Source organism: Micromonospora endophytica (assembly GCF_003236305.1).
GTDB classification, from domain to species: Bacteria; Actinomycetota; Actinomycetes; order Mycobacteriales; family Micromonosporaceae; genus Micromonospora; species Micromonospora endophytica.
The window spans coordinates 1-19,415 of the sequence record NZ_POTX01000104.1; the positions used below are offsets into that span (position 1 = coordinate 1).

The window sequence follows — 19,415 nt, forward strand, 5'->3', positions numbered from 1 at the left end:
CCCTGGTCGACCGGTCGGTGGTCGGGTGGGGCGAGGGCCGGGCCCTGCTCGTACAGAAGTTCGTCGGTGTAGTCCCAGAACCATTCCTCGCCCGGCTCGAAGCTGCGCGCGAACCGGTGACCGGTGGCGGCCGCGTGCGCGCTGGCATGCTGGTTGGGGGAGGAGTCGCAGCAGCCGACCCGCCCGCACTGGGCACACCGCCGCAGATGGAACCACCAGCCCGGTGGCTCGGCCGCCGCACAGTCGGCACACCCGGTGCCACTCGGCGGTACGCCAGGGTCAATGCCCTCCATCGCTCCTCCTTCGCAGGTGACCGCCGCCTGCGGCCGACCCGGCGGTGCGGCGACCACCGCCGGCGGCGGGCGGCACGTTAACGGAGCCTACGAGCAGACCGGGCGGGTGTCGATCACAGTCGGGACGCCACGCTGCGGCCAGTGGAGGCGGTCGTCCAGCCCGGCCCGGGTGAAGGCGGCGACGATTTCCTCGCGGCCCTGGGTGAAGTGGTCCCAGGCGTCGTAGTGCACGGGCACCACCGTCCGGACATCGAGCGAACGGGTCAGCCGCGCCCCCTGGTCACCGTCCATGGTGATGAAGTCGGTGCCGAAGTACGGCACGACCGCGGCACCGAAGTGGAGTATCGCGGCACCCACCGAGTAGCGTCGCCCGATCTCGTCGAGTTCGTCATAGTAGACGGTGTCGCCGGAGATGTAGAGGGCGTCGTCGTCGCCGGGAACGTGGACCAGGAACCCGATGACATCGCCGGCGTGCCGGCCCGGAGTGGCGGTGACGCGCAAGGTGCCGCCCTCGCCACTCAGCTCGTACGTCTCCCACGGCGCGAGGCCCACCGCGCCGTCGCCGAGCCGCTGGGCGCCGCTGACGGTGGTGAGGACGAGGTGACCGGCGAGCAGTGCCCGTCCCGCGGCGTCGAGGTTGTCGGGGTGTTCGTCGTGGCTGAGCAGGATCGCGTCCAGCACCGGCAGGTCGCCCGCCTCGACGGCGGGGCTGACCAGGCTGCGCAGGGTTACCGGCCCGGTCGGATACGCCGTGGGCGCGTGGTCGAAAGCGGGATCGGTAAGCAGATTCAGGCCGCCGGCTTGGATGAGGACGGTCGCGGTGCCGACGTACGTGACGGTCGTTTTCATGGCTCTCCCTGTCCGTTGTGGTCAGCTCAGCCTGCGGCCGGGAGTCACGACGTGTCATCAGTAAGTTGACTTCGTCTGCCAGATCCACTTCTGTTCGCCGGGAGGCGGCAGGTGCGAATCGACACGATCGTCGCCGCTTTCTCTCCCCTACGCGGCAGCACCGTGGGTGTGATCTGTCAGCTCGTGATCAGTGCCGGGCAGTCAACTGACGGATTGCTGGGTTCAGTTGCTCACCTAGCGTGATGGAGGCGGAGCAACCGCGCCGGCATCGGCCTGCGAGTACCCGAGAAGGGGAACACCACATGCGCACTTGCCTCGTACCGAGTCCGCTACGGCGCCCGGTGGCGCTGTTACTGAGCCTGGCAGCGATGGTGGCCGGGCTCGTCCTGCCCGATGCGACGGCGGCAAGGGCGGACACCGGACACCGGAGAGTCAGCTTCACCTACATGAACATCACCAGTTATGCCGGTATGGAACAGCGGATCGCCTGGCGCAATCTGATCGCCAGCATCCAGAACGCCGCCGGCCACCACTTCGGAGAAGGCGTCTACGAGACGCAAGCCGAAACAGAGGCGCTGGTCTCCGTGCGGCTGTACCACCAGAACACCTGGGTGCGTCTGTGGATCGAGCCGCATAACCTCTATCTGCGGGGCTACACGAACCGGTACGGCACGTTCATGGCCGACGACGCATTCCATCTGCGCAACAGGTTGGCGACGTACCCACAGAACCCGAACCCGGACCAGAACGTGGGCTTCGTCTACTCCGGAGAAGGCGGTGGCACTCTGCCATTCGCCAGCGACTACCCCGATCTCGAACGGGTCGCCCAACGGACCCGGCAGTTGATGCCCCTCAGTTACCACGCGCTGTGGGACAGCTTCAACCAGCTCGCGCAGTCGCAGAACCCGTGGACGGCGGACGGGCGACGGGCCACCGCCCGGTCCTATCTGTTCTTCACCCAGTGGATAAGCGAGGCCGCCCGCCTCGACGACATCTACAACGATGTCGCCGCGTTCATGGGTGACCCCGGTTGGTCTCGGGACGGGCTGTCGGACCAGCAGGTCGCCTGGGAACAGAACTGGTGGAATCTGTCCTGGTTCGCCCGGGAGTCCTGGTTGTGGGGTGCGGTTCCGCCGCTGCACGTCGGTGCCATCATTCTGTGGGGATGGTTCGACGTACCGCGCCGGGCCAACATGATCAAACACATTTGACCTCATCCGGCCCGCCCGCACCCCCACGGTGCCGGCCCACCAGCCGCCGTCGTCGCGGCCCGGTGGGCCGGCCCAGTGCGGGTGCACGTCACTCGTCGCTCAGGGCACGGGCTTCGGCGAGGAGTTCGCACTGTCGCCGCCAGTCGCCGCCGGAGCAGCCGAAGACGAGGTGACGTGCCCCGGCGCGGCGGTAGGCGGCGAGCCGCTGGGCCGCCTGCTGGGGCGTACCGGTGATCGGGATGGCGGCGGCGCGTTCGGCCGCCAGGCCGTACGCCTTGGACAGGCCGGCGGCGATCTCGGACCGGGTGGGAAGGTCGTCGCCGGAGCCGAGGGCACCGGTGGCGCCCACCGCGATCGTCGGGGTGGGGCGAGCGTGCGAGGCGGCCGCCCCGTGGATCAGCAGGGTGCCGCCCTTGCCGACGTCGAGCGTCTCCAGGGCGATGTGTGCGGTCTGCGCCCCGGCGCTGAAGCCGCCGGCCACCTCCCAGGGCATCCCGGCTGGTTTGGCGGTGACGTGCCCGGCGGGTGCGGGCGGTGGCCGATCCGGGTCAGACCGTGCCGGTGACCAGGTACTGCATCTGGTGCTCGTGGTTCGGGGCGACACCGTACCGGCGGTCCAACTCGTAGATCTCGGTGAGCGGGGTGACGGTGACCTTCGCCAGGCCCACCTCCTCCAGGACCGCCACGGTCTGGTCGATGGAGGTGGCGGCGGCCAGCGGCAGGACGGCCTGCACCTGCCTGTCGTAGTGCGTGGTGAAGTTCTCCGAGGCGTTGTCGAGGCCGCCGGGGAACCAGGTGCTGTCCACCACCGCGATGGTGCCGCCGGGCCGCAGCAGACGCGCCCAGTTCGCCACGGCGGTCCGCGGCTCGCGCAGCGTCCACATGAGATAGCGGCTGGTCACCGCGTCGAAGCTGGCGGCCGGAAAGTCAGGTGCCACGGCGTCGCCGGACGCGATGACCGGGCCGTCGGCGACGGCGGCGGCGTGCCGGCGGGCCTCGGCGAGCATCCCCTCGGACAGGTCGATGCCGGTGACGCGGTGCCCGAGACCGGCCAGGACCATGGCGACCTGCCCGGTGCCGGTACCGACGTCGAGCACGTCCAGCGGCGCCACCGGCAGGGCCGCGGACCAGACCCGCGACCAGGCCGCCTGGTCGTCGGCGAACCGGTCGGGACGCTGCTGGTACGCGTCGTAGTCCGGCGCGCGTCCGGTCCAGTACGCGTTGATCCGCTCTTGTACGTTCACGCCGCGCTCCTCTGTGCGATGGGCTGGTCGATCGGGTGGAAGAGCAGGTGGACGCCGTCGTCGAGGTCGAGGCGTCGGATGCCGATGCCGTAGACGGGTTCCAGCACGGCGGGGTCGAGCACCTCGTCGGTGGTGCCGGCGGCGGCCACCCCGCCCGCGCCGAGCAGCACCAGGTCGTCGCAGTAGCGGGCGGCCAGGTTCAGGTCGTGCAGCACCACCACGGCGCAGGTGCCCAGGGTGCGTACCAGGTGCAGGATCTCGTGCTGGTAGCGGATGTCCAGGTGGTTGGTGGGTTCGTCGAGCAGCAGGTGGGTGGCCTCCTGGGCCAACGCCCGGGCGATCAGCACCCGTTGCCGCTCACCGCCGGAGAGCTGGGCGAACGCCCGCTCGCCGAGGTGCGCGGCACCGACCCGGGCCAGGCAGCGGGCGGCGATCTCATGGTCGGTTCGGCTGGTGCGCTGGAATGTCGACAGGTGCGGTCCCCGACCCAGCAGCACCAACTCCGCCACGGTCAGGGCGGTCTCGCCGCCGGTCTCCTGCACCACCACGGCCAGCCGGCGGGCGGCCTCCCGTGACGGCAGGCTGGCCAACTCGTCGGCGTCGACGACGACCTGCCCGGTGGGGCTGCGCAGGGCACCGTAGAGCAGCCGCAGCAGGGTGGTCTTGCCGCTGCCGTTCGGGCCGATCAGACCCAGCACCCGACCGGGCCGGGCGGTCACGCTGACCCCGTCGATGACGGGGTTCGTGCCGTAGCGCCAGGAGACCCCGGTCGCGGTGATCACGCGTGGTCCTCGAAGTGCCGCACGATCCGCTCCAGACCGTCGATGGCCAGCGGCGACGGCGGCTCGGTGAAGTTGAACAGCTGGGTCATGACCTGACCGTCGCGTACCGCGTTGAGTTTGTCGGCGCCAGGCAGCGCGGTGAGTGCCTGTGCGACGGCGGCCGGGTCCCCGTCGCCGTGCAGCAGGATCAGCACGTCGGGGTTGCGGCCGAGCAGTTCCTCCACGGTGACCTCGAAGACCCGGTCGGTGACGTCGCCGAAGACGTTGCGGAAGCCGGCGGCCGCCAACTGGGGGTGGGCCATGCTGGCGGTGCCGTAGGCGTACGTGGTGCCGCCGCCGACCGTCGGATACAGCACGGCCGCGCTGCGGCCGGCGGACGTACCCGTCTCGGTTTGGATCTTGGTCATCCGCTCCCGCAGCGCGGCGACGGCCGTCCCGGCCTCGGCCTCCCGGCCGAACACCCGGCCGTACGTCTCCAGTTGACGGTAGATGTCGTCGAAGCTCGGCACGGCGGTGCTGTCGGGACACATGGCCGGCTCCTCCAGCAGTGGGATGTCCACTGCGGAGAGGGCGTCGCGGGAGAGGTTGTCCACCTCGCCGAGGACCAGGTCGGGTTGCTGGCTGATCACCACCTCCTTGGAGATCTGGAGGTGGCCGCTGGTGTCGGTCTTGTCGGTGAGCAGCGGGATCCGGTCCAGCTCGGCCAGGGTCGCCGCGTCGTAGTACTCCTTCGGGTACTGCCCGGCGCGGGCGGTGACCCGGTCCATGACACCGAGCGCGTGCAGGTACGGCACGGCCGCGCTCTTGAGCAGCACGACCCGCTGCGGCGCGGCGTCGAATGTCACGTCCACCCCGCAGTTGGTGACGGTGACCGGGAAACCTGGCCCGGACGCGGCCGGCTGGTCGGTGCCGCCGCCACAGCCGGCGACCATCAGCAGGACGGCGGACGCGGCGGCGAGCCGGATCTTCTTCATCGCTACTCCTCGACGACGACGGCGGGCGCTCATGCGCCGGTGGCGTGCAGACGGCGGATCAGGATCAGCAGGAACGGGGCGCCGAGCAGCGAGGTGATGATGCCGATCGGAATCTCCTGCGGGGCGAGCAGCACCCGGGCGAGCACGTCGGCCCAGACCAGCAGGATGGCCCCGAGCAGCGCGGCCACCGGCACCACCCGGACGTGCGCCGCGCCGACGACACGTCGGGCCAGGTGCGGCACGACCAGGCCGACGAAGCCGATGCTGCCGGCGGCGGAGACCAGTACGCCGACGCTCAGCGAGACCAGCACGAGCAGCCGCAGCCGGAACCGGTCCGGCGAGACACCGAGGGTCTGCGCGGTCTCGTCGCCGATGGCCAGCACGTCGAGCCGCCGCCCGACCAGCGTCAGGTAGCCGATCAGACCGATCAGCACGGCGGCGGCCACCGCCAGCAGGGCGTCCCACCGGGCCAGCCCCAGGGAGCCGAGCAGCCAGAACAGCACCGACCGGGCACCTTCGGCGGAGTTCGAGGCGAAGATCAGGAAGCTGGTGGTGGCGTAGAGCGCGTAGCCGACGGCGACTCCGGCCAGCAGCAGCCGGATCGAGGTCACCCGGCCGCCGCTGCGGGCGATCAGGAAGACCAACAGCGACGCCGCGAGCGCACCGAGAAAGGCGCTTGTGGAGAGGGCGTACTGGCCGAAACCGGCACCGGCGCCGAAGAGGATCGCCGCGGCCGCGCCGCTTGAGGCACCGGAGTTGATGCCGAGCAGGTACGGGTCGGCCAGCACGTTGCGCACCATGGCCTGCAACGCCACCCCACACACCGCCAGCCCCGCGCCGACAAGCATGCCGAGCAGTACGCGGGGCAGCCGCACCTGCCAGACGATGGCCTCCTGCGGAGGTGTCCAGCTCACCTCGCCGGGCAGGCCGACAAGCTGGTGGCCGATGATCCGGGCCACGGTCAACGGAGGGATGCCGATCGCCCCGGAGCCGACCGCGACGATCCCGGTGAGGATCAGTGCGGCGGTCAGCCCGAGCAGCCAGAGGCCCGTCCGGCGGCGGCGCGCGGCGACACCGAGCAGGTCTGGTTCACCCTGCGGCAGGGTGATGGCGGTCACCGTACCCCAATCTGCATTATCCTTGTTCTTGCCAATTCTTTGCGACAAGCTACCAGCAAGATCAGGCGAGGGGGAAGCCGGTGCGGCGAGCTTCACCGCGGGCGCGGCGTCCTGCACTGGGCGCGGCGTCGATGAGGGCGGGTCAGCGCGCGGCGGTCCGGACCATTCAATCGGGCCGATGATCGCGCCGGTCTCTCCCCGGGCTGACGCCCGCCAACTCCGGGCCGTGACGGACGGTCCCACCTTCACGAAGTCCCGGGTGGCGCTGCTGGTGAGCGGCTTCCTGGTGAACGTCGGCTCGTTCTCGATCTACCCGTACCTGGCCGTGCTGCTGCGCGACCGGATGGGCATGGGAATGGGGCAGGTGGGGGTCGTGCTGGGCCTGGCCACCCTGGTGCAGTTCGCCAGCGCCCCCGCCACGGCGGCACTGGCCGAGCGGGTGGGGCTGCAACGGTCCCTGCTCGGCGCCACGGTCCTCTACAGCTTCGGCGGTGCCGCCTTCCTGGTGGGGGAGGAGCTTGCGCCGCTCACCGTCGTCGGTCTGCTGCTCATCTCCGCCGGGGGTTCGCTCTACTCGCCGGCCTACCGCAGCTATCTCGTGCACGGGGTGACCCCGCAGCAGCGGCCCCGGTTGATCTCCGCAGGCAACGCCGCCGGGAATCTCGGTGTCGCTCTCGGCCCGCTGGTGGGGGCCCTGCTGCTGCACTACTCGGCCGCGATGTTCGCGGTGGCCACCGCGATCTACACCGGGCTGGCCGTCGGCCACCTGCTGCTGCCCCGGGAGCGACGCGACGAGGACGCGCCGCCGGTGGAGCCGTTCCGGCGGATGCTCTCCGGCCTGGCGGTGCTCCCGTTCGCGGTCACCGCTCTCTCCATCTACCTCTACATGCAGTTTTATCAGTATCTATCCAGCTATGCCCAGGGGCGGATGGCCACCCTGCTGTTCGGGGCCGCCATGATGGCGTACTCACTCGGCCTGGCCCTGGCGCAACCGCTGCTGGCCGACCGGGTCGGCCGGATGGGCTATCCGACGGCGATGGGCATCGGCTTCGGCTGCCTGGCGGTCGGGATGGTCGCCTTCGCCGGTGGCACCGGGCTCACCGTGCTGGTCGGCGTGCTCACCATAAGCGTCGGCAACGCGGTGCTCTTCCTCAAGAACGACCTGGCGGCGCTGGCGGGATCGAGGCGGTCCGCGACAGTGGTCTTCGGGCAGCAGCGGCTGGCCGCCGGAGTCGGCGCCTGCCTCAGTGGCGTGGTCGGCGGCACCGCGTACGCGGCGTTCGAGCGGGCCGACGTCCTGCCCGGCTTCTGGCTGCTGGTGGCCGCGCAGTGCGTCCTGCTGCCCACGCTCCTGCTCGGTGTGCGAAGGCTGATCCTGCGCGAGCCCGGCTGAAGATCGCGGGAACCCGGATGGCCGGGCCGCCGACTACTCATATCGAGTGCCGATCATGCACCGGATGACGCCCCAGGAGTGACAAGTGCCCCGACCACGTCCGCTCGTTGCCGCCCTCGCCGTGTCGATCGCGCTCGCCAGCGCCAGCGCCTGCGGTTCCGATGCCGGTGACAGCACATCGTCCGAGACCCTGCGGATCGGACTGAGCGCCGAGTCGGGCGTGCTTGACCCGCACGCGTTCACCGGCAACTTCCTGCTGCTCGACGCCATCTACGAGCCGCTCGTCAGCTACGGCGAGGAGGGGCGGCTGGAACCGGGGCTGGCCCGAGCCTGGACGGTGGCCGAGGACGGCCGGCAGGTGAGCTTCGACCTGCGCGACGGGGTGCGCTTCACCGACGGCACACCCGTCGACGCCGCCGCCGTCAAGTGGAACTTCGACCGCTGGGTGGGCAACAAGCGCTTCTCGTTCTTCCGCGCCTCGCAGGTCATCTCCAGCGTCGAAGCCGTCGACGCGGACACCGTACGGCTCACCCTGACCGAGCCGTACGAGCCGCTGCTCCAGGAACTGTCGATCGTCCGCCCGGTCCGGCTGCTCAGCCCGCAGTCGGCGGCCCCCGACGGCGCGTTCCAGAACCCGGTCGGCACCGGCGCGTGGAAACTCGGATCGCAGAGCGCCACCAGCGTGGTGCTGGAACGCAACGACGACTACTGGGGCCCGAAACCACAACTCGAACGGCTCGAATTCAGCGTCATCCCCGACTCCCAGGCACGGGTCGACGCGCTCACCAACGGTGAGATCGACCTGATCGGTGGGGCCTATCTGGCACCGATCACCCCGGTGGAGGCGAAGTCCCTCGATGACCGCGACGGGATCACGCTGCTCACCGGGGCACCTGACGTCTCGATCATGCTCGGGTTCAATCCGGAGGGCCCGGCCGGCGACAAGGCCGTCCGGGAAGCGGTGATCCGGGCGATCGACACTGCCGCCCTGGCGAAGACGCTGCTGCTGGACTATGCCGAACCGGCCCGGCGAGTGTTCCCACCGGACGTGCCGGACTCCGGCGACGACCTTCCACTCGGCTTCGACAAGGCAGCGGCGGGCAGCCTGCTCGACGCCGCCGGATACGTGCGTACCGGAGACACCCGGGCCAAGGACGGCCGACCGCTCTCGCTGCGTCTGCTCATCCCCGCGACGCCCGCCGAGGGGCAACTCGACCCGCGCACCATGGCCGCGGCGATCGCCGCGGCCCTCAAGGAGGTGGGCGTCGGCGTCGAGATCGCGCCGGTCGACGCCGCCGCCTACTACGACGAACGGGCCGAGGGCCGGTACGACCTGACCTTCTTCGAGACGCTCGGCGCACCCTACGATCCGTCCAGCTCCATCGTGTCCCTGTTCACCAGCGGCGCGCGTGCCCCGCTGTGGACGACACCTGCCATCGAGAAGCTGGTCGACGCGGCACTGTTCGCCGGTGATCCCGCCGCCCGGGGCGCGGCGTACCAGAACCTCTACCGGGCGGTGGCCGCCGACGCCGGGTTCGTGCCGCTCGTCTACCGGCCACGCCTGTGGGCCGTACGCGACGCGGTGGCCGGCTTCGCGGTCCCACCCAGCGACGTCGACCTCGAACTGGCCGGGGTCACCGTAGGGTGAGCGGTTCCGGGCGGTTACCCGTGGCCAGCGGCTACCTCACCCGCTGGACCCTCGACACCGTCGGCGTGCTCCTCGCGCTCTCCGTCGGCACCTTCGCTCTCGTGCTGCTCGCCCGGGGCGATCCGGCGGCGATGCTGGCCGCGACGCGGGCCGGCCGTCCCGCCACCCCCGAGCAGATCGAGGCGGTCCGGGTCGAGCTGGGCCTGGACGCGCCCGCCCCGGTGCGGTATCTGCGCTGGCTCGCCGACGCCGTCACCGGCGACTTCGGGCTGTCGCTGCGGACCAACACGCCGATCGGACCCGAGATCGTCGAGCGGATCGGTGTCACGGCGGGCCTGGTGGCCGGTGCCGCCGTGATCGCCCTGGTGCTGGGCGTGGGCGTCGGGATCGCCGGGGCGGTACTGCGGCGTGGGCTGCTGCGCGGTGCCCTGCGGGTCGCCGCGCTGCTGGCCACCTCGGTGCCGGCGTTCTGGCTGAGCTACCTTCTGGTGCTCCTGCTCGCCCTGCGCCTGCGCCTGGTGCCGACCTCCGGGATGGCGGGCCCCGCGACCTGGGTGATGCCGATGCTGGTGCTCGGCCTGCCGGCGGCCGGTGCGCTCAGCCGGGTGGTGGCCGTCACGCTGCGCGAGGCCCTCGACCGGCCCTACGTCCTCGCCGCGCAGGCCCGGGGCAGTTCACCACTGTCCATCGTGGTCCGCGACGGGCTGCCCAACGCCGCCGGGCCGATCCTGTCGGTGGCCGGGTTCACCATCGGCACGCTGCTGGTCGGCACGGTCGTGGTGGAGCAGATCTTCGGCTGGCCCGGCCTCGGGGCCTACTTCGTCCGGGCCGCGTCCGCGCGGGACATTCCGGCGCTTCAGGCGGCCGCCCTCGTCCTGGGCGGCGGGTTCATCCTGGCGAACCGCCTCGCCGACGGGCTCCAGGCACTCATCGATCCCCGCCTGCGCCGAACCTCGACGATCGGCCCGCGCCCGCCTCGTCCCCGGCGGACGGCTTCTTTTCGTACGGAACCGACATGACGGCGGGAGGCCGCTGGCGTGGCAGGTCGGCGTCCCGGCGTACCGTGCTGGTCGCCCTGCCGCTGGCCGGGTTCGCGCTCGTGGGCTTGCTCGCACCGCTGCTCGCCCCGGCCGACCCCGCCGCCACCGACCTGGCGGCCAGCCTGTCGCCGCCGTCGGCGGAGCATCCACTCGGCACCGATCAACTCGGTCGCGACCAGCTCAGCCGGATCCTGTACGGGGCACGGATCAGCCTCACGGTCACCGCGGCGGTGCTGGCGGTCTCGCTGACCGTCGGGGTGCTCATCGGCACCGTCGCCGGTTACCTGGGCGGATGGGTGGACCGGGTGGTCGCCCGCGTCATCGACATGGCGGTCTCCCTGCCAGGGATGCTGGTGGCGCTGGCGGTCATCGGCGTACGCGGCCCCGGCGTGCAGAACCTCGTCATCGCGATGTCGCTGTGGGCCTGGGCGCCGTACGCCCGCATCGCCCGTGCCCGCGTCGCCGGCCTGCGCGATAGTCCGCACCTGGACGCGCTGCGGCTGCTCGGTGCCGGTCCGGGGCGCATCATCGGCCGCCACCTGCTCCCACCCGCCGTCGCGCCCTGCCTGGTCTATGCCAGCACCGACGTGGGCGCCATCGTGCTCGGCGTCGCCACCCTGAGCTTCCTCGGCCTGGGCATCCCACCGCCGCAGGCCGAATGGGGTCAGATGCTCATCGAAGGGCGCCCCTACCTGGCCTCGGCCTGGTGGCTGGCCTACCCGCCGGGAATCGCCATCACCGTCGTGGTGTTCGCGAGCAACCTGCTCGGCGAGCGCCTGGCGATCGGCGACGAGCGGCCCTCGATCCTGCGCTGGGTACTGCCCACCCGCCCCCGCTTTCTCCGTTCCCGCAACGTCAGGCCACCGGTGACCTCCGCCTCGGCCTCCGCCTCGGCCTCCGCCTCGGCCTCCGCCTCCGCCTCGGCGCGAGCTGCGGAACGGCAGCCGGTGGGCCCCCGTTCGGCCGGTCCGTCGGCGGCCTCCGCCGGCACCCTGTTGTGCGTACGGGATCTCTCCGTCGCCTATCCGCACGTCGGCGGCTACCGGCGAGTCGTCGCCGACGTCCGTTACGAGGTGCGGCGCGGGCGGATCCTGGCCCTGGTCGGTGAGACCGGCAGCGGTAAGACCAGCGCCGCGCTGGCCCCCTTCGGGCTGCTGGACCCCGACGCGGTGGTCACCGGCTCGGCGTTGCTGGGTGCCGGGGGCGAGGCCCGCCAACTCGTCGGCGCTGGGCCGCACGAGCGCCGCCTGGTGAACGGCCGGCGGGTGGGCGTGGTCTTCCAGGACAGTCTCGCCGCCCTCAACCCGTTGCGGACCATCGGCGCGCACGTCGACGAGGCCGTCCGTAACGCGGGTCGGGGCGGCCGGCGGGACGCCACCCGCCGCGTCACCGAGGAACTGCTGCGCCTGACCGGCCTGCCCGACCCGATCGGCACCGCCCGCGCGTACGCGCACCAGCTCTCCGGCGGGATGCGCCAGCGGGTGCAGATCGCCATCGCCCTCGCCGGTGAGCCGGAACTGCTGGTCGCCGACGAACCCACCTCCGCCCTCGACGTCACCGTGCAGGCGCAACTGCTCGACCTGCTGGCACGGCTGCGCGACGAACTCGGCATGGCGATGATCATCATCAGTCACGACCTGGCGGTGGTCACCCGGCTGGCCGACGAGGTGGTGGTGATGTACGCCGGCCGGACCGTCGAAGCAGGCCCCGTGGCCACGGTGATCAGAAGCCCGGCGCATCCCTACACCCGCGGCCTGCTCGACGCGGTGCCGCACCCCTCGGCGGTGCCGGGCACCCGCTTCCGCACCATGCCGGGCCGCTCCGGCGCGGGTCCGGACGACGTCGGTGGCTGCGCGTTCCGGCCGAGGTGCCCGATTGCCATCGCACCCTGCGCGGACCATCCCCCGGAACTGCTCACGTGGGCCCCGGACCCGGGCGCGCCGGCCTCGGAGTTGGTCGCGCCGGTCTTGCGTCGGGTGGCGTGTTTCGCGCAGCCCGCCGCGACCACGCGCGCGCCCGGGGGCGTCGGTGAGCGGGATGGAGACTGACCGTGTTGGAGATCGAGCAGCTCACCGCCAGCCACCCCCGGGGTCGGGGGCGGGTGACCGTGATCTCGAACGTCACCCTGCGGGTGGGAGCGGGCGAGATCGTCGGGCTGGTCGGCGAGTCGGGGTGCGGCAAGACCACTCTCGCCCGTGTGATCACCGGGCTGCACCGCCCGGACACGGGATCGGTACGTGTCGCCGGGACCGACGTGCACCGCCTGCGCGGTCGGCACCTGCGTGCACATCGACGGCAGGTCCAGATGGTCTTCCAGGACCCGGGCCTCAGCCTCAGCCCCCGACAGGCGACGCGGCAGGCCATCGCCGAACCGCTGCGGATCCACCGCATCGGTGACACCCGCTCCCGGCAGCAGCGCGTCGACGAGCTGTTGGGACTCGTCGGACTCGATCCCGACGTGGGGGAACGCCGGCCCCGGCAACTCTCCGGCGGGCAGCAGCAGCGCGTCGCGATCGCCCGAGCGCTGGCCGTCGCACCACGCCTACTCGTCTGTGACGAACCGGTCACCGCGCTCGACGTGTCGGTGCAGGCCAAGATCCTCAACCTGCTCTGCGACCTGCGCGACAAACTCGGCCTCGCCTGCCTGTTCATCTCCCACGATCTCGCCGTGGTCCGGCAGCTCGCCGATCGGATCGTGGTAATGCGCGACGGCCGTGTCGTCGAGCAGGGCCCGACCACGGCCGTCACCACCCAGCCCGGCCACCCCTACACCCGGGAACTGCTCGCGGCGACCCCCACTATCGGTCTCGGACCCCGCGACGTCGCGGCGGGACGCCGGAGTGAAATCGCCGAACCGCACAGCAAACTCTAGTTCGACAATCTTCTATGTCGACGCTCGTGGGCCGGACAACACCCGCCGCTGACAACGTCGCGTCCGCTGGACCCGGCTGGCATTCGGTGCCACCCGGGCTCGTGGAGTGAAGCAGAGCAAATGGGGAAGTGCAGAGGGCTGGGGCGCGCGGGCCCGTCCGTTCCGTCCACGCCATGGCATCGGCGCTCCTTTCGGCCAACCGACGGTCTCCGGTTGCCGACAAGACTTCCCGTCAGGTGTTAACAGGGGGCCCCTTTACTACGTGAGGCGTTAACAGGGGGCCCTTCCTTACGTTTGGACGGGCGTGGAGCGGGCAGCACCGGCATATGTTGTTTGACCTGATGGGGCGCGTGGACGACACCTTGACCGTGGCAACTCAGGGGTACGGGTGGCTGCCCAACCGGTTCCGCCGCCAGCCGGGGGACGTGTTCCGTACCCGGCTGCTCGGGCAGCCGGCCGTGGCGTTGCGGGGGCCCGACGCCGTCCGGTTCTTCTACGACGAGCGGCACGTACGGCGGCACGGTGCCGTTCCCGAACCGTTGCGCGGCACACTCTTCGGCAAGAAGGCGGTGCACACCCTCGACGGGGAGCCGCACCGGGTCCGCAAGGCGATGTTCACCGCGTTGCTGATGAACGGTGGGTTCGACGGCCTGGTGGAGCGGACCGGCGAGGCGTGGGAAGCTGCCGTGCGTACCTGGGCGGGCCGCCGGGTGGTGCTGTTCGACGAGATTCCGCCGGTGCTGACCCGTGCAGTCTGTGCCTGGAGCGGAATTCCGCTGGCTGACTCCGACGTGCCCGCGTTCGCTGAGGATCTGGTCGCGATGGTGGACGGGTTCGCCACGCCGGGGCCCCGGCACTGGAAGGCTCGCCTGGCCCGGGGCCGTCGGGAACGCTGGCTGGCCGACCTCGTCCGGCAGGTTCGAGCGGGCGAGCTGCGGGCGCCGCAGGGGTCGGTGCTGGCGGCGGTGGCGGAGCACCGGGACAGCGACGGACGGATGCTGGACGCGGAGACCGCCGCCGTGGAGATCCTCAACGTCATCCGGCCCACCGTCGCGGTGACCTGGTTCGTGGCCTTCGCCGGGCACGCGCTGCACCGCTGGCCCGAACACCGCGACCGGCTCCGCGCCGACGACCCCGCCTTCACCGAGGCGTTCGCGCAGGAGGTACGCCGGTTCTATCCGTTCGCGCCGTTCGTGGGCGGCCGGGCCGCGGTCGACCTGACGTACGCGGGCACCGCCATCCCCGCCGGGGCCATGGTCCTGCTCGACCTGTACGGGCAGAACCACGACGCGCGGTTGTGGCCGGACCCGTACCGGTTCGATCCGCAGCGCTTCGTCGGCCGACCCATCGGCCCCTTCGATCTCGTGCCGCAGGGCGGCGGTGACCCGCGCACCGGGCACCGCTGCCCGGGTGAGCAGATCACCGTGGCCTTGCTGCGACTGCTGTCGGTCCGGCTCGCCCAGCTCGACTACCAGGTGCCGGCGCAGAATCTGGAGATCCCGCTGCACCGCATACCCACCCGGCCGGTGAGCGGGCTGGTGCTCGCCGTTGCGGCGACTGTGCCGGTGTCCTGAACCCGACCACAGGCGGACGGTCCTGACCGCCAGACCCGGCCGGTGGCGGGCTGTTCACCGGCCGGTCACCGTCAGTTGGGCCACGGTGCGCAAGCCGGCCGTATCGTCCCGAGGCTGGCTCATCTCACGACAAGGACGGTTCTGCGAGTGTGGCTCGGGGCTGACAAGAAGGAGTTCGAGGCGTTCCTCGACTCCGCTTCGGTGTACTGGCGCAAGAACCTGGGTTCCACAGCGTCCCCGCGTTACCTGGTCGTCGAGGTGTTCCACCAGGACATCAGAGTGGCCATGCGCAACCTGGCGGTGGCCAACGCGATCCGGCGGATCGTGCCCGCCCAACTCGTGGTCGTCACCGGCGTGGAGGCGATGTGGCACGAGGCGCTCTGGACCGAGTTCGACGTGACGCTCGTGGAACGGATCGCGGCGGCGTACGGCGCGAGCGAGGTGATCGACCTCTACCGGCTGGTGGAGGGGCCGGCCCGCGCCGGCATACCGCACCTGCCGTCGGTGCAGTTGTTCGGACGACGGCTGGTGCCCGGCGCGCCGATCAGCGAGGAGACCCTCGACGAGTTCGTCAGCGCCACCTACTGCCGGGTGACCAAACGGCCCCGCGCACCCGAGAACCCCACCACCGACCCCCGCTACCGCCACCGGGCGGCGCTGGCCCGGGTCATCTCGTCGTACTACGACGCGCTGCTCGGCGGCGGTCCCGCGGTGGCGCTGGTGACCAGTCACGTCGACTACGACCACTGGGGTCTGGCGGTGGACTCCGCCCGGCGGGCCGGCGTGCCTGTGGTGCACACCCAGCAGACCGGGTGCCTCAAGGCGTACGCGCTGTATCCGGAGACCGACACCGGTGAGCACACCTTCCGTGGCGAACTCACCCACCAGCTCGGCGAGTTCTTCGCCCGGCGGGTGTGGCCCCGGCGGGCCGAGGTGCGACGCAACGCCGAACTGGTCGCCTGGCGGTCGAAGGTGAACCTGGGCCGGCCGAGCTGGTGGCGTGGCGGCGCCAGCGCCTCCGTCGACATCACCAACAGCGCGGAGCGGGCCCGGCTGCGTACCCATTTCGCGGCGCGGCTCGGCTTCGACCCGGCACGGCCGATCGTGGCGGTGTTCAACCACGCCGTCTCCGACGCACCCGGCACCAACCACCAGTCCTTCCCCACGCTCGCCGACTGGTTCGAGGAGACGGCGCGTTTCGCGAGCAGCGCCACCGAGGTGCAGTGGCTGTTCCAGGACCACCCGAGCCAGTTCCGCTACGACAGCACCGGCTTCTTCGAATCGGTGGCCCGCCGCCACGAACGGCACCGGCACATGGTCTTCCAGACCAGCAAGGAACTCAGCAAGAACGGCCTGTGGAGCGTCGTCGACCTCGGCGTCACCGTCCGCGGCAGTGTGAGCAACGAGCTGCCCGCGTACGGCATCCCGGTGATCCAGGCCGGCTGGTCCGAGTGGAGTGAATGCGGGCTGTCGACAGTGGTGCACGACCCCGAGACGTACTGGAAGGCGCTCGACGCGTCGATCAGCGCGCTGCTCAACGGCGAGGAGCTGATCTCGGCCGAGCAGGTCGAGCGGGCCCGGCTGTGGCTGTGGTTCTACCGCAGCGCCACCGACCTGTTCACACCGCAGGTGCCGCACTGGGAGGTCTGGCCGGCCGACTACCTGCTCCGTACGGTGCGTACCGCGTTCCGGCACATCGAGAGCGACGCGGATCCGCTGTTCGAGGCGGTCGAACGGATGTGGACCCGGCGTGAACCGGTGCTGACCCGAATGGACCTGCCGGTGACCGGAGGTGACAGGTAGTGGCGATCGGTACGTGGTTCGCCACCGAGTTCGACGAGCCGGTCCCGGCACGTGACCTGCCGGCGGTCTTCACCTCCGGCGGCGACGCCGAGGTCCTGGTCGCCGACCGGATGACCCGGGGCGTGGCGATCCTGGGCCGGGTCCAGGGCGACTCCGGCGCGGTCGTGTTGAAGGTACGCACCGAAGGCCGACCCGTCCGGGTCCGGGTCAACCTGCACGTCGACAGCGCCACCCAGGCGGCCTGGTCGCGCGTGGCGTCACCGGCCCGGGGCGTCCGCGAACTGCCCCGCCTGGTGCTGGTCCGGGCCCAGGGCACAGATCGGGCCGCCGTCCTGATCAGCCGTCAGCGGGGACGGGTGCGGATGGTGGAGGCACACGCCTGGGTGGAGTTCGACCTCGGCCCGCAGGAGTGGGGCGAGGACCACCTGCTCGTCATCGAGCTGGCGGAGGCCACGCCGCCGCAGTGGGCGGCCACGGCGTTCAGCCCCCTGGCAGCCGTCGGCGTACGCGTCAACGAGGTCGAGCTCACCGCGATCGAGCAGACCGACCCACCCACCGGTTCACGTCGGCTCACCGGTGCACCCGCTCAGCTCGCCGGGCTGGTCAGCGCCGGCGGACTGGTCGGGGCGCGCGGTCGCGGCGAGGGTTCGGCCCGGTCGCGGTTCGTCGTGGTCAACGCGGCCGGCACCGAGGTCCGGTGCCGGCTGCGGATCGAGACCGCGACCACACCACCGGCCGCGTTCCGCCAGCCCAGCCGCGCCTTTCTGCGCCGCAAGCGGGGCCAGACCGTGCTCAAGGCCCTCCGGGTGGCCCGGCGAGGGGCCGGGTACGCCCTGTTCGAGGCGTCACCGTTCACCCGCGTGCCGCACGCCGACGACCTGGTCGTACGGGCCGCGAACCTGCGCGACGGGGCCGACTGCCGGGTGCGCGCGACCACGCGCGCCGCTGACGTCTTCGACGTGACGGTCGAGCGGGCCTCGCCCGGCCCGGTGCTGATCGGGGTGGCCGAGCCCGACCAGTCGCGGCGACGGGTGTCCGACCTCGCCTGCCGGGTCGTGGAGGTGGCGTGGTGAGCGGCGGCAGTCACGACCTGGTGCTCACCGACGACGCGACGGCCAACCGGGTGGCCTTCGAACAGGTGCTGGCCTCGGCGGCGGGCGGCACGCTGCGGCTGCCGGCGGGCACGTACCCGATCGACGGGGGCGTGGTCGTCGGATCCGGCTGGACCCTGGCCGGCGCCGAGCACGGCGACGGACCGGTGACCACCTGGCTCACCTCACCCACCTCGGACGGGACACCCCTGCTGCACGTGCTGGGCTCCCAGGTGGTGATCCAGGACATCGGGCTGCGCCCGCCGCCCTGCGCGCCCGGCGAGCACGGCGGCGACCGGGGCACCGCCATCACCGTCGGCAGGTATCTCTACCCGGCGGAGGCGGAGTGGATCGAGGGGATCCAGCTCCGGCGCGTTCAGGTCGAACGCCCCGACACCCGCGCCGCCAACTGCATCGCCGTGATGGGCGCGGTACGCGACCTCACCATCGCCGAGGTGTCGACGGTCGGTGGCTGCACCGGTGTCGCCGTGCACTGGGGTGCGGTGGGCGACCGGGTCGACTCGATCGTCGGCCCCTCGTACCATCCGCACCATCTCGACCTCACCGACCTGCAGGTGTCCCGCGCCTTCGAGGGCTTCTACCTCAGCTCGGTGCATGATGTGACGGTGGACCGGGCCCGCCTCGTCGAGGTGGAGATCGGCTTCCGGCTGCTGCCCGGCGACAACACCGACCGTTTCCACACCGCCGACGGCACCGTCGTGGGCGAGCGGATCCGGGTCTCGGGCGCCTGGGTCTCCTGGACCGGCCCGCTGTACGCGATCCGGATCGCCGGCTGGGGTCGCAGCGAGATCGACAAATCGGTCCGGGTGCTCGAATACCGCGACGTCGTCGTGTCGGACTGCACCCTGGTGCCGCTGCCGCCGCCCACGCCCGCCACCGGCGACCCGCGCCGCTCCCGGGCACCCGTCGTGCTCGAACAGGCCGCCGGCGTCCTGCTGGACCGGATCCGGATCGAGTCACCCGCCACTGGCCCATGACCGACAGCGGTCGATCAACCTGAGCCTCGCCTGAAACCGACGACGCGGCAACTTCACTACATGCTATGGCAAATCGGGACCGACCGGGCCGGCGAGGTTTAGGATATTCTTGACCAGGGCGCGCAGTGAAAGAGGGGTAGCGCGTGGAGTGGGAGATCTTAATGACCACGCAGGTCGAGGAGTTCCTCGATGATCTCTACCAGTCGGATCGAGACTGTCATCGCCTGGTGAATCAGGCAATCCTCGTGCTGGAGCGGAACGGCCCAGCGGAGGGCCGCCCGCTTGTGGACACCGTGACAGCCTCACGCATCTCCAACATGAAGGAACTGCGGCCACCGTCGACAGGCCATTCCGAGATTCGGATTCTGTTCGTGCTTGATCCATGGAGGTCGGCAGTCTGAGTTCCCCCCCGCTTTGATGGAGGGGTGGTTACCTGCTGCCGGCTGGTGCAGGGGTGGCGATAGGTGGTTCGGCTGGTGCGGTCTGGCGGCTATGCCAGGCGGCCTCGTACTCGTTCGGGCTGAG

The 19,415-nt window shown here is 71.2% G+C and carries 18 protein-coding genes; 11 read left to right on the forward strand and 7 right to left on the reverse strand.

Features of this window, described 5'->3' with window-relative positions:
* Together C1I93_RS16435 and C1I93_RS16440 are read right to left on the reverse strand one after the other, a co-directional pair.
* The coding region (locus tag C1I93_RS16435; protein WP_111244189.1) for a UBP-type zinc finger domain-containing protein at positions 1–293 on the reverse strand (293 nt) is incomplete at its 3' end.
* Between the two features lie 87 nt (positions 294–380).
* Positions 381–1,142, reverse strand: a complete 762-nt coding sequence (locus C1I93_RS16440; RefSeq protein WP_111244173.1) for an MBL fold metallo-hydrolase — start codon at positions 1,140–1,142, stop codon at positions 381–383.
* 446 nt (positions 1,143–1,588) lie between these two features.
* Between C1I93_RS16440 and C1I93_RS16445 the strand changes: the two genes are divergently transcribed.
* On the forward strand, positions 1,589–2,353 hold the full coding sequence (locus tag C1I93_RS16445) for a ribosome-inactivating family protein (RefSeq protein WP_181445200.1): 765 nt from the start codon (positions 1,589–1,591) through the stop codon (positions 2,351–2,353).
* 88 nt (positions 2,354–2,441) lie between these two features.
* On the opposite strand, the gene C1I93_RS31995 is transcribed toward C1I93_RS16445, so the two are convergent.
* Genes C1I93_RS31995 through C1I93_RS16470 form a run of 5 tightly spaced genes read right to left on the reverse strand, consistent with a single transcriptional unit; the run spans position 2,442 to position 6,471 of the window.
* Positions 2,442–2,846, reverse strand: a complete 405-nt coding sequence (locus tag C1I93_RS31995; RefSeq protein WP_212808528.1) for a hypothetical protein — start codon at positions 2,844–2,846, stop codon at positions 2,442–2,444.
* 55 nt (positions 2,847–2,901) lie between these two features.
* Positions 2,902–3,597, reverse strand: a complete 696-nt coding sequence (locus C1I93_RS16455; RefSeq protein ID WP_111244175.1) for a class I SAM-dependent methyltransferase — start codon at positions 3,595–3,597, stop codon at positions 2,902–2,904.
* A complete protein-coding gene (locus C1I93_RS16460; protein WP_111244176.1) occupies positions 3,594–4,379 on the reverse strand; it encodes an ABC transporter ATP-binding protein in 786 nt (261 codons plus the stop codon). The genes C1I93_RS16455 and C1I93_RS16460 overlap by 4 nt, the downstream gene beginning before the upstream one ends.
* A complete protein-coding gene (locus C1I93_RS16465) occupies positions 4,376–5,353 on the reverse strand; it encodes an ABC transporter substrate-binding protein (RefSeq protein WP_181445201.1) in 978 nt (325 codons plus the stop codon). Before C1I93_RS16465 ends, C1I93_RS16460 begins: the two co-directional genes overlap by 4 nt.
* Positions 5,354–5,382: 29 nt before the next feature.
* Complete coding sequence (locus C1I93_RS16470) at positions 5,383–6,471, reverse strand: FecCD family ABC transporter permease (protein ID WP_111244178.1); 1,089 nt, start codon at positions 6,469–6,471, stop codon at positions 5,383–5,385.
* Positions 6,472–6,697: 226 nt separating this feature from the next.
* Between C1I93_RS16470 and C1I93_RS16475 the strand changes: the two genes are divergently transcribed.
* The 10 genes from C1I93_RS16475 (at position 6,698) to C1I93_RS16520 (ending at position 19,291) form a co-directional block, all read left to right on the forward strand.
* The gene (locus tag C1I93_RS16475; protein WP_220039583.1) at positions 6,698–7,864 is read left to right on the forward strand and encodes an MFS transporter; all 1,167 of its coding nucleotides are present in this window, start codon (positions 6,698–6,700) and stop codon (positions 7,862–7,864) included.
* 85 nt (positions 7,865–7,949) lie between these two features.
* Positions 7,950–9,512 carry an ABC transporter substrate-binding protein gene (locus tag C1I93_RS16480; RefSeq protein WP_111244180.1) on the forward strand — a complete coding sequence of 521 codons (1,563 nt, stop codon included), beginning with the start codon at positions 7,950–7,952 and terminating at the stop codon, positions 9,510–9,512.
* Positions 9,509–10,531 carry an ABC transporter permease gene (locus tag C1I93_RS16485; RefSeq protein WP_111244181.1) on the forward strand — a complete coding sequence of 341 codons (1,023 nt, stop codon included), beginning with the start codon at positions 9,509–9,511 and terminating at the stop codon, positions 10,529–10,531. Before C1I93_RS16480 ends, C1I93_RS16485 begins: the two co-directional genes overlap by 4 nt.
* A complete protein-coding gene (locus C1I93_RS16490; RefSeq protein WP_111244182.1) occupies positions 10,528–12,600 on the forward strand; it encodes a dipeptide/oligopeptide/nickel ABC transporter permease/ATP-binding protein in 2,073 nt (690 codons plus the stop codon). Before C1I93_RS16485 ends, C1I93_RS16490 begins: the two co-directional genes overlap by 4 nt.
* Before the next feature lie 2 nt (positions 12,601–12,602).
* Positions 12,603–13,424: an ABC transporter ATP-binding protein gene (locus C1I93_RS16495; RefSeq protein ID WP_111244183.1), complete on the forward strand. Its 822-nt coding sequence runs from the start codon at positions 12,603–12,605 to the stop codon at positions 13,422–13,424.
* A gap of 341 nt (positions 13,425–13,765) precedes the next feature.
* Positions 13,766–14,998 (forward strand): cytochrome P450, encoded by a 1,233-nt coding sequence (locus C1I93_RS16500; protein ID WP_223256468.1) that lies wholly within the window; start codon positions 13,766–13,768, stop codon positions 14,996–14,998.
* 147 nt (positions 14,999–15,145) lie between these two features.
* Positions 15,146–16,801, forward strand: coding sequence for a hypothetical protein (locus C1I93_RS16505; protein WP_111244185.1), 1,656 nt, complete (start codon positions 15,146–15,148; stop codon positions 16,799–16,801).
* Positions 16,801–17,874: a hypothetical protein gene (locus C1I93_RS16510; protein WP_111244186.1), complete on the forward strand. Its 1,074-nt coding sequence runs from the start codon at positions 16,801–16,803 to the stop codon at positions 17,872–17,874. Before C1I93_RS16505 ends, C1I93_RS16510 begins: the two co-directional genes overlap by 1 nt.
* Positions 17,871–18,890 (forward strand): hypothetical protein, encoded by a 1,020-nt coding sequence (locus C1I93_RS16515; protein ID WP_223256472.1) that lies wholly within the window; start codon positions 17,871–17,873, stop codon positions 18,888–18,890. Before C1I93_RS16510 ends, C1I93_RS16515 begins: the two co-directional genes overlap by 4 nt.
* 143 nt (positions 18,891–19,033) lie before the next feature.
* On the forward strand, positions 19,034–19,291 hold the full coding sequence (locus tag C1I93_RS16520; protein ID WP_111244188.1) for a type II toxin-antitoxin system RelE/ParE family toxin: 258 nt from the start codon (positions 19,034–19,036) through the stop codon (positions 19,289–19,291).
* Positions 19,292–19,415: the final 124 nt, after the last annotated feature.